The sequence below is a fragment of the Pantoea sp. genome (genome assembly GCF_039594315.1).
Lineage (GTDB): Bacteria > Pseudomonadota > Gammaproteobacteria > Enterobacterales > Enterobacteriaceae > Pantoea.
In genome coordinates, this window is sequence record NZ_JBCNNP010000013.1 from 51588 (window position 1) to 66886 (window position 15299).

At 55.8% G+C, this 15299-nt stretch carries 10 protein-coding genes; 3 read left to right on the plus strand and 7 right to left on the minus strand.

From position 1 onward, the window contains the following. The first annotated feature begins 26 nt into the window (after positions 1-26). Positions 27-2297 (plus strand): zinc/cadmium/mercury/lead-transporting ATPase, encoded by a 2271-nt coding sequence (locus ABDW13_RS10810; RefSeq protein ID WP_343552564.1) that lies wholly within the window; start codon positions 27-29, stop codon positions 2295-2297. On the opposite strand, the gene tusA is transcribed toward ABDW13_RS10810, so the two are convergent. Next, the gene (tusA, locus tag ABDW13_RS10815) at positions 2294-2539 is read right to left on the minus strand and encodes a sulfurtransferase TusA (protein WP_343552565.1); all 246 of its coding nucleotides are present in this window, start codon (positions 2537-2539) and stop codon (positions 2294-2296) included. The two genes, ABDW13_RS10810 and tusA, sit on opposite strands and share 4 nt — an antisense overlap. A gap of 195 nt (positions 2540-2734) precedes the next feature. On the opposite strand from tusA, the gene ABDW13_RS10820 reads away from it, so the two are divergent. Together ABDW13_RS10820 and ABDW13_RS10825 are read left to right on the plus strand one after the other, a co-directional pair. Then, complete coding sequence (locus ABDW13_RS10820; RefSeq protein WP_343552566.1) at positions 2735-3400, plus strand: 7-cyano-7-deazaguanine/7-aminomethyl-7-deazaguanine transporter; 666 nt, start codon at positions 2735-2737, stop codon at positions 3398-3400. Between the two features lie 241 nt (positions 3401-3641). Next, on the plus strand, positions 3642-4199 hold the full coding sequence (locus tag ABDW13_RS10825; RefSeq protein WP_343552567.1) for a DcrB family lipoprotein: 558 nt from the start codon (positions 3642-3644) through the stop codon (positions 4197-4199). Positions 4200-4242: 43 nt separating this feature from the next. On the opposite strand, the gene glgP is transcribed toward ABDW13_RS10825, so the two are convergent. From glgP to asd, 6 genes are all read right to left on the minus strand, one after another. After that, positions 4243-6690, minus strand: a complete 2448-nt coding sequence (glgP, locus tag ABDW13_RS10830) for a glycogen phosphorylase (RefSeq protein ID WP_343552568.1) — start codon at positions 6688-6690, stop codon at positions 4243-4245. A 21-nt stretch (positions 6691-6711) separates the two neighbouring features. Continuing rightward, a complete protein-coding gene (gene glgA, locus ABDW13_RS10835) occupies positions 6712-8145 on the minus strand; it encodes a glycogen synthase GlgA (RefSeq protein ID WP_343552569.1) in 1434 nt (477 codons plus the stop codon). Positions 8146-8210: 65 nt separating this feature from the next. Then, positions 8211-9503, minus strand: coding sequence for a glucose-1-phosphate adenylyltransferase (glgC, locus tag ABDW13_RS10840; protein WP_343552570.1), 1293 nt, complete (start codon positions 9501-9503; stop codon positions 8211-8213). A gap of 10 nt (positions 9504-9513) precedes the next feature. Further along, positions 9514-11484 (minus strand): glycogen debranching protein GlgX, encoded by a 1971-nt coding sequence (glgX, locus tag ABDW13_RS10845; RefSeq protein WP_343552571.1) that lies wholly within the window; start codon positions 11482-11484, stop codon positions 9514-9516. After that, positions 11484-13670 carry a 1,4-alpha-glucan branching enzyme gene (glgB, locus tag ABDW13_RS10850; RefSeq protein WP_343552572.1) on the minus strand — a complete coding sequence of 729 codons (2187 nt, stop codon included), beginning with the start codon at positions 13668-13670 and terminating at the stop codon, positions 11484-11486. Before glgB ends, glgX begins: the two co-directional genes overlap by 1 nt. A gap of 356 nt (positions 13671-14026) precedes the next feature. Continuing rightward, positions 14027-15136, minus strand: coding sequence for an aspartate-semialdehyde dehydrogenase (gene asd / locus ABDW13_RS10855; protein ID WP_343552573.1), 1110 nt, complete (start codon positions 15134-15136; stop codon positions 14027-14029). Positions 15137-15299: the final 163 nt, after the last annotated feature.

The window sequence follows — 15299 nt, forward strand, 5'->3', positions numbered from 1 at the left end:
TGCCCGCCCCTGATTCCGGAGGTTGTATGCATCAACACACTCACGCATGCCGCTGTGGCAAATCCCACAGCCAGCCTAAGCCGCTGTGCTCAATTAGCAGCATCAAACCCACTACTTTGAAGATTTCAGCCGTTCAGCCGGTTACGCCCGACAGTGATTGCGGCTGTTGCGCAGACGAATCACCCGGCGGCGAAAGCGACGGCGAAAGTGACAGGCCCGCGTTAACATCCCATCAATTCCGCTGGCAAATAGCCGGCATGGATTGTCCAAGCTGCGCACGAAAAATCGAAACCGCCGTGCAACGAGTACCGCAGGTGCAACAAGCGCGCGTCATTTTTGCCAGTGAAAAACTGGTGGTCGATGCCGACCAGGATATCCGCACCGCCATTGAACAAGTGGTAAAAGATGCCGGATTCACACTTACCTCTAACGATCCGCAATCCCCCACCCAACCCGTAAGCCGCTGGCAGGAAAATGCCGGTTTGTTGCTGCTGGCCGTTTTGATGCTCGCCAGTTGGCTACTGAGTCAGGTTGCGCCGGTTTGGGGCGATCGTCTGTTTATCGCCACCACCTTGGTTGGGCTCGCACCTATCGCCCGCAGCGCGTGGAAGCTGCTGCGTAACGGTTCGCCATTCAGCATTGAGATGCTGATGACGATTGCCGCCGCCGGTGCGCTGGTGATTGGCGCGCATGCCGAAGCCGCGATGGTGCTGCTGCTGTTTCAACTGGGCGAACGTTTAGAAGCTTACGCGGCGGCACGCGCGCGCAAAGGCGTTACCGCGCTGATGGCACTGCGCCCAGATACCGCCACGCGTCTTAAAGGAACATCACGCGAGCAAGTGGCTCTTGATGCTCTGCGGCCCGGCGATGTGATTGAAGTAGCCGCAGGCGGACGTCTTCCGGCAGATGGCGAATTACTGCAAGCCGCCGCCAGCTTTGATGAAAGCGCGCTGACCGGTGAATCGCTGCCGGTGGCACGTGAACCTGGCGAGCAAATCATGGCGGGCGCCACCAGCCTCGATCGCCTGGTACAGCTCAAAGTGATTTCCCAGCCCGGCCAAAGTGCGATTGATCGCATCCTGCAACTGATTGAAGAAGCCGAAAGCCACCGCGCGCCGGTCGAACGTTTTATCGATCGCTTCAGCCGCCTGTATACCCCAGCGATTATGCTGCTGGCACTGCTGGTGATGGTGCTGCCGCCGCTGCTGGGTTTGGGCGAATGGCAACCGTGGATCTACAAAGGATTGACGCTGCTGCTGATTGGTTGCCCATGCGCGCTGGTCATTTCTACACCTGCGGCGATCACCTCCGGATTGGCCGCCGCCGCACGTCAAGGTGCGCTGATCAAAGGTGGCGCAGCGCTGGAGCGTTTGAGCCGCGTCAACATGATGGCGTTTGATAAAACCGGCACGCTGACAGCTGGCAAGCCGCAAATCAGCCTGATTCACGCATTCAACGCGATGGATGAAAACAGCCTGCTGCGTATCGCGGCGGCGGTTGAACAAGGTTCTACCCATCCGCTGGCGCGGGCGATTGTCAGCGAGGCCGAACGTCGCACGCTGGACATTCCTGCCGCATCGCATCAGCAAACGCTGATCGGCAGCGGTATTCGTGCCCAAATCGATGACGTGACTTACCAATTGCTGACGCCGCGCGAAGCCAAAAACCTCGACCCAGCCCAACAACAGCAGATTGCGAATTGGGAAGCGCAAGGCCAAACCGTGGTGCTGCTGTTGCAAGATGGCGTGGTGCTCGGCGCACTGGCGATGCAGGATCAGCTGCGTGCCGAAGCGGCAAGTGCGCTGGTGGAACTGCGCGCACTGGGCGTGTACAGCGTGATGCTTACCGGTGATAACCCGCGCACAGCGGCCAACATTGCCGCTCAGTTGCAGATTGATTATCGCGCTGGCCTGTTACCCGCCGATAAAGTCGAAGCGGTGAAAAGCTTAGGCGCGCAACAATCATTAGCGATGATTGGCGATGGCATCAACGATGCACCGGCTATGAAAGCGGCGACGATTGGTATTGCGATGGGCAGTGGCACGGACGTGGCACTGGAAGCCGCCGATGTGGCATTGACGCAAAATCAGCTGACGATTCTGCCACGCACGCTGCGATTGGCACGGCGCACGCGCGCCATTATTCGTCAGAACATTGCGTTGGCATTGGGATTGAAGGCAATTTTCCTGGTCACCACGCTGCTCGGCTTCACCGGATTGTGGTTAGCGGTGCTCGCCGATTCCGGCGCCACCGCCTTAGTCACGGCGAATGCGCTGCGACTGCTGCGCCAGCGTTAAGCGCCTTTTTGAATCAGGAACTGGTACGGCAAGATGTCAGTTTGCTGTGCCAGCAACTGATGTTCCATAAAGCGGCAAAAACCGGGAATATCGCGCGTTGTCGCCGGATCATCGGCGATGATCAGCAAGGTTTCACCGGTTTGCATGCCGCGCACCGCTTTACGCACCATCATCACCGGCTCTGGGCAACGCAGGCCCAGCGCATCCAGTTGATGGTCAAACGCAGAAAAGGGATCGCTCATAATTCTCTGTTAGTTATTGGTGATGGGCGCACATTCTAGCGCGCTTATTAGCCAACGCAAGGCGATAACGATTGCGTTAAAATTAACCATTGCATAATTTGCGCAACGCGCTAAGATGCCGACCGATTTTTTATTTATCGCTGTGTTATTCAGCAGCAATGGGTTCCCTCACCCCACTTTTCAAAAAGGTTAGAGATGATCAACTTTTCCTCACGTCAGCGCATGCACGCGCTGTTTTGGCTATCGCTTTTCCACCTGCTGGTGATTACTTCCAGTAACTATCTGGTGCAGCTGCCGGTTTCGATCTTCGGTTTCCACACCACGTGGGGCGCGTTTAGTTTCCCGTTTATCTTCCTTGCTACCGATCTTACCGTGCGCATCTTTGGCGCGCCGCTGGCTCGTCGCATCATTCTTGCCGTGATGATTCCGGCGCTGGTGATCTCCTACATTGTTTCATGCGTGTTTTATCAAGGTGCGTGGCAAGGTTGGGCTTCACTGGAAGAGGTGAACCTGTTCGTTGCGCGTATCGCCTGCGCCAGCTTTATGGCTTATGCGTTAGGACAGATTCTCGATGTGCACGTTTTTAACCGTTTGCGCCTTTTACCGCAGTGGTGGGTTGCCCCGGCAGCAGCGATGTTCCTCGGCAATATCAGCGATACGTTGGCCTTCTTTTTCATCGCCTTCTACAAAAGCACCGATCCCTTTATGGCGGCGCATTGGGTCGAAATCGCCTTGGTGGATTACAGCTTCAAAGTGCTGATCTGCATGATTTTCTTCCTGCCCGCTTACGGCGTATTGCTCAATGCCATGCTGAAGCGTTTAGCTGAGCGTTCTGCACAGCGGCAGATCAATTTCGGCTAATTGCACGCATACCCTAAATAATTCAAGCTGCAAGAAGGCGGCAAGTGTATGAATCCCCGGGAGCTTACATAAGTAAGTGACTGGGGTGAATACACGCAGCCAACGCACTTGCAGCTTGAAGTATGACGGGTATAGACGCTACGCCATATCACGCTAAAATTTCCTGACACTCCGGCGGTTGCTTTTGACCGCCGATTCCGTTTTGATAACGCCTGACTGGAATCATGTAAAAGGGATAAGAATGCGTAACGTAGTGAAATATGTGGGTATTGGCCTGTTAGTCATCGGCCTGGCGGCATGTGACCAGAAGAAAGATGATGCAGCGGCGAACAGCAATGGCGCGAGCGCCAGTCAGTCTGCTCAGACGGTTAATCTAATGGACGGCAAGCTGAGCTTCTCATTGCCAGCGGGCATGTCTGATAAGAGCGGCAAACTCGGTTCTGAATCGACCAACATGCACGTTTATGCCGATGAAACCGGGCAGCGCGCGATTATTGTGATTGCGGGCGATCCAACCAACGAAGGGCTGGATGCGTTAGCACAGCGTCTGGAGCAGCAGCAGCGTAGCCGCGATCCACAGTTGCAAGTGGTGGCGAACAAAGCGGTAACGTTGAAAGATCAACAAGCGCAGCAGTTGGATACCGTGATTTCGGCCAATAATCAGACCTCATGGTCTTCAGTGATTTTGGCAAAAGTGGACGGCAAATTGCTGACGCTGCAAATCACCTTGCCAGCCGATAATCAGCAGCAAGCGCAAAGCGATGCAGACGGCATCGTGAAAAGCATTACCCTCAAATAACCTGTATTCAGGTGCCCATGAATGGGCACCTGAACATCCTGCGCTACAACCTCACTGGCGAAATATGCCAGATCTCATCCGCGTATTCCTGAATGGTGCGGTCCGCCGAGAAATATCCCATATTGGCGATATTCAACGCCGCGCTGCGCTGCCACTTCTCCGGCTGCAGATACAACTTATCCACTTTGTCTTGCGTATCGACATAACTGCGATAATCCGCCAGCAGCTGATAGTGATCACCAAAGTTCACCAGCGCATCAAACAGATTGCGATAGCGTCCCGGTTCCTGAGGACTGAACACGCCGCTGGCGATTTGCGTCAACGCCTGATGCAGCTCCGCATCCTCTTCGTAATATTTACGCGGGTTGTAGCCCTCTTTACGCAACTTCTCGACCTGCGGCGTGGTGTTACCGAAGATAAAGATGTTCTCCTTGCCGACATGCTCCAGCATCTCGACGTTAGCGCCATCCAGCGTGCCGATTGTTAACGCGCCGTTCAGCGCGAATTTCATGTTACTGGTGCCCGACGCTTCAGTTCCCGCGGTAGAAATCTGTTCCGAGAGATCCGCCGCCGGGATAATGATCTGCGCCAGGCTCACGCCATAGTTCGGGATGAACACCACCTTCAGCTTGTTCTTCACCTGTGGATCGTTGTTGATCACATTGGCGACATCGTTGATCAAGTGGATGATGTGCTTCGCCACGTAATAGGCCGACGCCGCTTTGCCGGCGAAGATATTGACGCGCGGCACCCAGTCCGCCGTGGGATCGGCTTTGATGCGGTTGTAACGCGTGATCACGTGCAACACATTGAGCAGCTGGCGCTTATATTCGTGGATACGTTTGATCTGCACATCGAATAGCGCATGCGGATCAAGCACGATATCCATGTTCTTCGCCACCCAATCGGCCAGACGTTTCTTGTTGGCAAACTTGGCATCAGCGATCTGCTCGATAAACGCCGGATAATCGATTTGCGTGGTCAGCTCATTAAGCTGGCCGAGATCGGTACGCCAGTTGCGGCCAATCGCTTCATCCAGCACTTCCGACAGCGCCGGGTTCGCCAGTGCCAGCCAGCGGCGTGGCGTAACGCCATTGGTTTTGTTGCAGAAGCGGCCAGGGAACAAACGTGCAAAATCAGCGAACAGCGATTGCACCATCAAATTGGAGTGCAACTCAGACACGCCATTCACTTTGTGGCTCACCACCACCGCCAGCCACGCCATGCGAATGCGGCGGCCATCGTTTTCATCGATGATCGAGATACGCGACATCAACTCCCAATCATCCGGATAATAGTCCTGGATGGTTTTCAGGAAGTAGTCATTGATTTCAAAGATAATACTGAGATGACGCGGCAGGATTTTGCCGATCATATCCACCGGCCAGGTTTCCAGCGCTTCAGTCATCAAGGTGTGGTTGGTGTAGGAGAACACCTGGCAGGTCACTTCAAACGCATCGTCCCAGCTAAATTTCTGCTCATCGATCAGAATGCGCATCAACTCGGGAATCGCCAGCACCGGATGGGTGTCGTTGAGGTGGATGGCGATTTTATCCGCCAGATTGTCCCAGGTTTCGTGCATCTGCCAGTGGCGGTTGAGAATGTCCTGCACCGTTGAGGAGACGAGGAAATACTCCTGACGCAAGCGCAACTCGCGCCCCGAATAGGTTGAATCATCCGGGTACAGCACGCGCGAGACGTTTTCCGAATGGTTTTTATCTTCTACCGCAGCGAAGTAATCGCCCTGATTAAACTTACCGAGATTGATTTCATTACTGGCTTGCGCGCCCCACAGACGCAGCGTGTTGGTAGCATCGGTATCAAATCCGGGGATGATCTGATCGTAAGCCATTGCCACGATCTCTTCGGTTTCGACCCAACGCACGCGCGCGCCTTCGTGCTGCAAACGGCCACCGAAGCGCACTTTGTAGCGGGTATTAAAACGCTGGAATTCCCACGGATTGCCGTATTCCAGCCAATAATCCGGCGATTCACGTTGTTGCCCATCGACGATGTTCTGCTTGAACATGCCGTAATCGTAGCGAATGCCGTAGCCGCGTCCCGGTAAACCCAGCGTCGCCAGTGAATCAAGGAAGCAGGCCGCCAAACGTCCCAAACCGCCGTTGCCGAGGCCAGGATCGTTCTCCTCTTCCATCAGCTCGCTGAGATCGAGTCCCATCTCATCCAGCGCCTGATTGAGGTCGTCATAAATGCCCATCGCCAGCAATGCGTTGCCGAGCGTGCGTCCCATCAGGAACTCCATCGACAGGTAATAAACCTGGCGCACATCCTGCGAGAGTTGCGCGCGACTGGAGCGCAGCCAGCGTTCCACCATACGATCGCGCACCGCCAGCAGCGCGGCGTTGAGCCACTCATGCTTGTTGGCGATGGAAGGATCTTTACCGATAGTAAACATGAGTTTATAGGCAATCGAGTGCTTCAACGCGTCAACCGTTAAGGTGGGTGAGGCGTAGGTGAAAGGTGCATTCATATCAAGTATCCCAATCTCTCATTACAGCAAACGTTGATAAAGATCGCGGTAGGCTTGTGCTGCCACCTGCCAACTAAAATCCATCCCCATTGCCTGCCGCTGAACGTATCGCCAGAGTGCAGGTCGAGACCACAGAACAAATGCGCGCCGAATCGCTCGCAGCAGCGACCAGGCATTACTGTCTTCGAAGGTAAAACCGCTGGCCACACCGTCGGCGAGGTTCTCCAGCGAACTGTCTTGCACCGTATCCGCCAATCCGCCGGTGCGGCGGACCAGCGGCAGCGTGCCGTATTTCAAACCGTACAGTTGTGTCAGTCCGCACGGCTCAAAACGGCTTGGTACCATAATCACATCCGCGCCACCAACAATGCGGTGCGAGAAGGCTTCGTGATAACCAATTTGTACCCCAACGCGGCCCGGATGTTCCGCCGCCGCGGCAAGAAAACCTTGTTGCAACTCGGCATCGCCCTGGCCAAGCAGCACCAGTTGGCCGCCTTGCGCCAGCAAACCCGGCAGCGCTTCCAGCACCAAATCCAGCCCTTTTTGCTTGGTCAGACGACTGATAACGCAGAACACCGGCGCTTTGTCATCGACCTTCAATCCCATGGCAATTTGCAGCTGGCGCTTGTTTTCCGCCTTGCTCTCCAGCGTTTCGCTGTCGTAGCGCGCGGTGAGCAATAAATCATGCGCCGGATCCCAAATCCCCGGATCGACGCCATTCAATATCCCGCTAAGCCGACCTTCACGCAGACGCTGCTCCAGCAGCGCTTCCATGCCATAGCCGAACTCTGGGCGGGTAATCTCCAGCGCGTAAGTGGGACTGACCGCCGTAATATGATCGGCATAGAACAGGCCCGCCTTGAGATAAGAAATCTGCCCGAAGAACTCCAATCCGTGCATATCGAAGAAAGCACGCGGGATCTCAATCTCATCTAAATGACGCGCCGAAAACAGTCCCTGGTACGCCAGGTTGTGCACGGTAAACACCGTCTTCGCCGGGCGTCCGCGCGCCGCGATGTAGGCGCAGGTTAATCCGGCATGCCAATCATGCGCATGCACGATGTCCGGCTGCCAATTGAAGTCCAGCCCGCTGGCAATCTCCGCGCCCATCCACCCCAGCAAAGCAAAGCGCAGATAGTTATCGACATACGCAAACTGCGAGGTGTCGTGGTACGGGCTACCGGGACGTTCGTACAATCCCGGCGCATCAATTAAATAAATGCCAACACCGTTGAATTGTCCAAAAAGTAAGCGAACCGGTCCAGCAAAAGTTTGTAACTCCGCCAGCGTTTCAGTATCAGGAATCCCTTTACGCAGATCCGGATAGGCGGGTATTAACACCCGCGCATCCGTACCATCGGCTATTTGCGCCTGTGGTAATGCACCGACGACATCAGCCAGTCCGCCGGTTTTCAACAGCGGGAAAAGCTCTGAACAGACATGTAAAACCTGCATCCTGAACCCCTATTGTGTGTTCGCCTGCGTTCCCCGCGGCGAATTGCTGTGTGCCTTGTCGTTACTTACTGACCCGCTCCGGCCAATTTGGCCAGCATGGCGCGCGTCACCAGTACGATGCCCTCTTCTGAACGGTAAAAACGGCGGCTGTCGTCATCGGGGTTTTCGCCAATCACCATGCCTTCTGGGATTTCGCAGGCGCGATCAATTACGCAGCGACGTAAACGGCAGGAACGGTTGATCACCACGTCCGGTAACAGCACCGACGAGTCGATATTGCAAAATGAGTTGATGCGCACGCGCGGGAACAGCACCGAATTCACTACTACCGAACCCGAAATGATGCAGCCGCCAGAAACCAGCGAGTTCATCGTCATGCCGTGGCTACCGGAACGGTCCTGCACAAATTTCGCCGGTGGCAGCGGCTCCATGTGGGTACGAATCGGCCAGGTGTGGTCGTACATATCCAGTTCGGGGGTGACGGAAGCCAGATCCAGATTGGCGCGCCAGTATGCTTCCAGCGTGCCGACATCGCGCCAGTAAGGTTCCGCGCTTTCGTCTACCTGCACGCAGGAGAGCGTGAAGGAGTGCGCATAGGCCTCGCCGCTGGCGACAATTTTCGGCAGCAAATCCTTGCCAAAATCGTGGCTCGATTCTGGAATCTGCAAATCCTCTTCCAGCAGTTGATAGAGATAATCCGCGTTGAACACGTAGATGCCCATGCTGGCCAGCGCTTTGCTGTCGTCGCCCGGCATAGACGGCGGTTTCGGCGGTTTTTCGACAAAATCGATCACGTTATTCTCGGCGTCCACCGCCATCACGCCAAACGCCGTGGCTTCGGCGAGTGGCACTGGCAAGCAGGCAATGGTGCATTTCGCGCCACGATCGGCGTGATCGAGCAACATGCGCGAATAGTCCATTTTGTAGATGTGATCGCCGGCGAGGATCACGATGTACTGCGCGTTGTAGCGGCGAATAATGTCGAGGTTCTGCGACACCGCATCGGCAGTACCGCGATACCAATGTTCGGTCGCGGCGCGCTGCTGCGCGGGTAGCAAATCGACAAATTCGTTCATCTCTTCGTTGAACAGCGACCAGCCACGCTGGATGTGCTGCACCAGCGTATGTGACTGATATTGGGTGATCACGCCGATGCGCCGGATGCCCGAGTTGATGCAGTTGGACAGCGCAAAGTCGATGATGCGGAACTTGCCGCCGAAGTGCACGGCAGGTTTGGCGCGTTTCGCGGTAAGATCTTTCAGACGCGTTCCGCGTCCGCCAGCAAGGATCAGGGCAACCGTTTGTGTAGGGAGCTGGCGCGCCAGCATCAGATGATCTGTTCTATCTAATTTAACCATGTCTGACTCCTTATGATTGCTTTAGGAACACACACACACCGTGCGCGGGACCGTGCCAGACAGTTGTCAGGATGGGGTTATCTTCCCCGGCGAAAGGAGGAATGGCACGCCACTCTCCGTCTGGTAAGGCGACATCATTCACCGAGTCCGTGGCGTTTATTGTTATTAACCAGCGGCTGGAGAGCAGGATCTGCATTCTGTGCGTCCCCTGTTCCCACTCGTCGTTACTCAGTGGTTTGCCGCTGGCATTCAACCACTGCACGTTGCCGTCGCCTTCCTGCCACCAGCCATCCGCCGTCAGCGCGGGAATGCGCTGACGCAGATGAATCAATGCGGCAGTGAAGTCGACCAGTCCTAAATCATCGTGTTGCCAACTCAACCAGGTCAGAGGATTGTCCTGGCAATAGGCATTATTGTTGCCGTGCTGGCTGTGACCGCGTTCGTCGCCGGCCAGCAGCATCGGTGTACCCTGCGCCAGCAATAACGTGGTGAGTAATCCATGCACGCTACGCCGCCGCCGCTCAACGATGTCGAAATTAACCTGCAATCCCTCTTTGCCATGGTTATGGCTGAAGTTATTGCTGCTGCCATCGCGATTGTCTTCGCCGTTGGCCTGATTATGTTTGTTGTTAAAGCTCACCACGTCGCGCAGCGTGAAGCCGTCGTGGGCGGTTATGAGATTGATGCTGGCGTGCGGCAAGCGCGCCTCACGCTGGAATACGTCGCTGGATGCGGCAAAACGGCGGGCAAAATCGCCGTTGTTAAGCTGGCCGTGCAGCCAGTAACGGCGCGCCGCATCGCGAAAATGGTCGTTCCACTCGGCAAAATCCACCGGAAAGTTACCAACCTGATAACCGCCGGGGCCGATATCCCACGGTTCCGCAATCAGTTTGACCTGCGAAAGCAGCGGGCAGGCTTTGATGGCGGCAAACAGCGGCGCATCCTGGCGGAATTCCGGTGTACGCCCCAATACGCTGGCGAGGTCAAAACGGAAACCATCAACGTGGCATTCGCGTACCCAATAACGCAGCGCTTCTAACGCCCACTCCAGCACCTGTGGATGACTGAGATTCAGCGTGTTGCCGCAGCCAGTCCAGTTTTGGTAGTCACCGTTGCCATCCAGCCAGTAATAACTGGCGTTATCCACACCGCGCAGGGAAATCGTCGGCCCAATCTCTTCCAGCTCGGCGGTGTGGTTAAACACCACATCGAGGATCACTTCGATACCGGCGGCATGCAGCGCTTTCACCGCCTGTTTAAACTCCTGCAACGGCGATTCACCGGATGCATAACGCGCATCCACCGCCCACAAAGCAAACGGGTTGTAACCCCAATAGTTGCTCAAGCCCAAGCGCCGCAGGCGCGGCTCGCTGGTGAACTGCGCAATCGGCAGCAACTCCAGCGCGGTAATGCCAAGATGGCGCAAGTACTTCACCATAACAGGATGACCTAACGCCGCATAAGTGCCACGCAGCGTTTCCGGAATTTCCGGATGCTGCTGAGTCAAGCCGCGCACGTGCGCTTCATAAATCACCGTGTTACCCCACGGCGTGCGCGGTGGTTGGTCATCCTCCCAATTGAATTCGTCGGCGATCACCAACGATTTCGGCGCGACCGCCGCGCTGTCCTGCACATCGATTTCCTGCTCGCCGCCGTTAAAACGCGCATCGTCGGCGACATCGCTGGTGACCGCTTTGGCGCAGGGATCGACCAGCAATTTGGCCGGATTAAAACGATGCCCTTGCCGCGGTGCCCACGGGCCATGTACGCGATAGCCATAACGTTGACCAGGTTTCAGCGCCGGATAATAGCCGTGCCAGATATCGCCGCTGCGCGCTGGCAACGGGAAACGGCGCTCAACGCCATCCGCGTCAAACAGGCACAGTTCAACGTGTTCAGCGTGCTGGGAAAACAGCGTGAAGTTAACGCCGCGCCCATCGTAATGCGCGCCCAACGGCGTTGGCTGCCCCGGTTCCAGCATCAATCGCCCTCCCGCACCAGCCAGATGGTTGCCAGCGGCGGCAAGGTCAAACTCAGCGATTGCGGTCGTCCGTGGCTGGCGATTTCATCGGTGTGCACCACACCATGATTGCGCGTATCGCTGCCGTGATAGTCGTGCTGATCGGTGTTCATCACCTCGCGCCAACCTCCACGTTGATTGACGCCAAAGCGGTAGTTGTGGCGAGTGACCGGCGTAAAGTTACTGGCAACGATGATTTCATTGCCTTCGCGATCGCGGCGCACAAACACGAACACCGAGTTCTCGTGGTCATCAACCACCAGCCATTCAAAACCTTGCGCATCGAAATCGAGTTGATGCAACGGGGCAAAATGTTGGTAGCTGTGGTTGAGATCGCGCACCAAACGCTGCACGCCGTTGTGCCAGTTGTCTTCACCTTCCAGCAAATGCCAGTCGAGGCTGCTGTCGTGATTCCACTCACGGCCTTGGGCAAATTCGTTGCCCATAAATTGCAGCTTCTTGCCGGGAAAGCCCCACATCCAACCGTAATAGGCGCGCAGGTTGGCAAACTTCTGCCATGCATCGCCGGGCATGCGATCAAGGATCGAGCGTTTGCCGTGTACCACTTCATCGTGCGACAGCGGCAGCACAAAATTTTCGGTGTAGTTGTAGAGCATGCCGAAAGTCATCAACTGATGATGATAGCGACGATGTACCGGATCGAGTTTCATGTAATCCAGCGTGTCGTGCATCCAGCCGAGATTCCATTTGAACCAGAAGCCGAGGCCGCCATCTTCCGATGGGCGCGTCACGCCGGGATAATCGGTCGACTCTTCCGCCACGGTGACGCTGCCTGGCGCAGCGGCGCCCAGCGTGCGGTTGGTGTGGCGCAGGAAAGAGATGGCTTCGAGGTTTTCGCGCCCGCCAAACACGTTGGGCACCCATTCACCTTCGGCGCGGCTGTAGTCGCGGTAGATCATCGAAGCCACCGCATCGACGCGTAAGCCATCAATGCCGAAGCGTTCCATCCAGTACAACGCGTTGCCAGAGAGATAATTGCTGACTTCGCGGCGACCGAAGTTATAGATCAGCGTGTTCCAGTCCTGATGAAAACCTTCGCGCGGGTCGCTGTGTTCATACAGTTCGGTACCATCGAATTTCGCCAGGCCAAAGTCGTCGCTGGGGAAATGGCCCGGAACCCAATCAAGCAGCACGTTGATGCCGGCATCATGCGCCGCCGCCACGAAGTGACGAAACTCATCGCGCGTGCCAAATCGGCGCGTCGGCGCGTACATGCCGAGCGGCTGATAGCCCCAACTGCCGTCGAACGGATGCTCGTTAATCGGCATCAGTTCAATGTGGGTGAAACCCATTTCTTTTACGTAAGGAATCAGCTGCTCGGCTAACTCCTTGTAAGTCAGCCAATAATTGTTGTGACCGTGACGACGCCACGAACCGAGGTGCACTTCATAAATCGAAATCGGCTTATCAAACGCATTAGCGGCTTTGCGCTGTGGCTGCATTTCGGTTTTAGGCGGCAGGCCGCAAATCATTGAGGCGGTTTGCGGGCGCATTTGCGCTTCAAAGGCAAACGGATCGGCTTTAATGCGCATCTGGCCGGAGGCATCGACGATTTCGTATTTATACAGTTGGCCATTTACCGCGCCCGGCACAAACAATTCCCAAACGCCGAGTTCGCGGCGGAAGCGCATCGGATGGCGACGGCCATCCCAGAAGTTGAATTCGCCCACTACCGAAACGCGCCGCGCATTCGGTGCCCACACCGCAAATCGCGTGCCGTGCACGCCATCAATAGTGGTGCCATGCGCGCCCAGCGTTTCATAAGGGCGCATGTGCGTGCCTTCTCCCAACAGCCACGCATCCATTTCCGCCAGCAGCGGGCCAAAACGATAAGCATCATCAATCAGGTTTTGCTGGCCGTGCCAGGTGACCGCCAGTTGATAACCAAACAGGTTTTTACGACGTGGGATCACGCCGCAGAAAAAGCCGCGTGAATCGAGACATTTGAGTTGGGCGCATTTGCGTCCGGTGCTGGTTTCAATCACCCAAACATCAGAGGCATCTGGCAACAGCGCACGTACTTCGAGGCCTTCAGCAGTTTGATGCATCCCCAGCAAGGAGAAGGGATCGGCGTAATTCCCGGCAAAAAGGGCATTGATCGCATGGCGATCGGGAAGCTCTGACATGATTTCTTCCTATGATTTTGCGCAGGCGACCAGAGTCGGCAGGATTATCGCCTCGGGTGCGCTGCTTTTCATTGAGCCTTGGGGTACACCGCGAGGACATAACCGTCCGTGGGAAAGATCATCACCGTGTACAACAACTATTCAGTTCGAAAAACAAAAACAGTTAACAACCGGCACATCTCTGTTAAATCATAGCTTGGGGCTGGCAGAAGCCAGGGAGGATCGTGAAAAATTCTTGTCGGGCGAGCAAAAAGGGGAAGCGGATCACTTGTCAGGCGCAATTTGGGTTAATTTTTGCAGCCTGGGTTACATAAAAAAGGCCGGGAAACCCCGGCCTGTCTGGCTTACCGCTGCGCTTAATCCACCAGCAGACGCAGCATGCGACGCAGCGGTTCTGCCGCGCCCCACAGCAATTGGTCGCCAACGGTGAAGGCAGAAAGGTATTCCGGCCCCATGTTCAGTTTACGCAGACGACCGACTGGCGTGGTCAGCGTGCCGGTTACGGCGGCTGGCGTCAGTTCACGCATGGTGATTTCGCGGTCGTTTGGCACTACTTTCACCCACTCGTTATGCGAAGCCAGCAGCTGTTCGATTTCGCTCAGCGGCAGGTCTTTTTTCAGCTTCAGGGTGAACGCCTGGCTGTGGCAGCGCAACGCGCCGACGCGCACGCACAAACCATCCACCGGAATCACGCTGCTGGTACGCAGGATTTTGTTGGTTTCCGCCTGCCCTTTCCACTCTTCGCGGCTCTGGCCGTTATCCAGCTGCTTGTCGATCCACGGAATCAAGCTGCCCGCCAACGGCACGCCAAAGTTGTCGGTTGGCAAGGTGCCGGAACGGGTGAAATCGGTCACGCTGCGTTCAATATCCAGAATCGCTGATGCCGGATCTTGCAGCGATTTCGCCACGTGATCGTGCAGCATGCCCATTTGCGTCAACAGTTCACGCATATGACGTGCGCCGCCGCCAGAGGCCGCCTGATAAGTGGCTACTGAAGCCCACTCAACCAAATCGTTGGCGAACAGGCCGCCGAGCGACATCAGCATCAGGCTCACGGTGCAGTTGCCGCCGACAAAGGTTTTGATGCCGTTGTCGAGGCCCTGGCGAATCACGTTGTGGTTAACCGGATCGAGAATAATGATGGCGTCATCTTTCATGCGCAGCGTGGACGCCGCATCAATCCAGTAACCCTGCCAGCCACTTTCACGCAGCTTCGGATAGACTTCACTGGTGTAATCGCCGCCCTGGCAGGTGATGATAATATCCAACGCTTTCAGCGCCTCGATATCAAAAGCATCCTGCAACGCACCGGTCGACTTGCCGCCGAACGACGGTGCCGCCTGACCAAGCTGTGACGTGGAGAAGAACACCGGATTGATCACATCAAAATCGCGTTCTTCGCTCATGCGTGACATCAGCACTGAGCCAACCATGCCACGCCAACCAATAAAACCTACATTCTTCATTTTCTGTCCGTCCAGGCTTCTCTCAGAGGAAGCCCTGTGTAGTGCGAGAAAAAGACGGACCGGATAATCCCGTCCGTCTGCGTAATAATCAGGTTTACCTATGACCGTCAACTCTACAAAATGCAGCACTTCTGGCAAGTGAATTAATTCGATAAGCCTAACT

Coding starts and splice junctions, on each gene's coding strand:
- ABDW13_RS10810 (WP_343552564.1), top strand. CDS start 27: ATGCATCAACACACTCACGCATGCCGCTGTGGCAAATCCCACAGCCAG.
- tusA (WP_343552565.1), bottom strand. CDS start 2,539: ATGAGCGATCCCTTTTCTGCGTTTGACCATCAACTGGATGCGCTGGGC.
- ABDW13_RS10820 (WP_343552566.1), top strand. CDS start 2,735: ATGATCAACTTTTCCTCACGTCAGCGCATGCACGCGCTGTTTTGGCTA.
- ABDW13_RS10825 (WP_343552567.1), top strand. CDS start 3,642: ATGCGTAACGTAGTGAAATATGTGGGTATTGGCCTGTTAGTCATCGGC.
- glgP (WP_343552568.1), bottom strand. CDS start 6,690: ATGAATGCACCTTTCACCTACGCCTCACCCACCTTAACGGTTGACGCG.
- glgA (WP_343552569.1), bottom strand. CDS start 8,145: ATGCAGGTTTTACATGTCTGTTCAGAGCTTTTCCCGCTGTTGAAAACC.
- glgC (WP_343552570.1), bottom strand. CDS start 9,503: ATGGTTAAATTAGATAGAACAGATCATCTGATGCTGGCGCGCCAGCTC.
- glgX (WP_343552571.1), bottom strand. CDS start 11,484: ATGCTGGAACCGGGGCAGCCAACGCCGTTGGGCGCGCATTACGATGGG.
- glgB (WP_343552572.1), bottom strand. CDS start 13,670: ATGTCAGAGCTTCCCGATCGCCATGCGATCAATGCCCTTTTTGCCGGG.
- asd (WP_343552573.1), bottom strand. CDS start 15,136: ATGAAGAATGTAGGTTTTATTGGTTGGCGTGGCATGGTTGGCTCAGTG.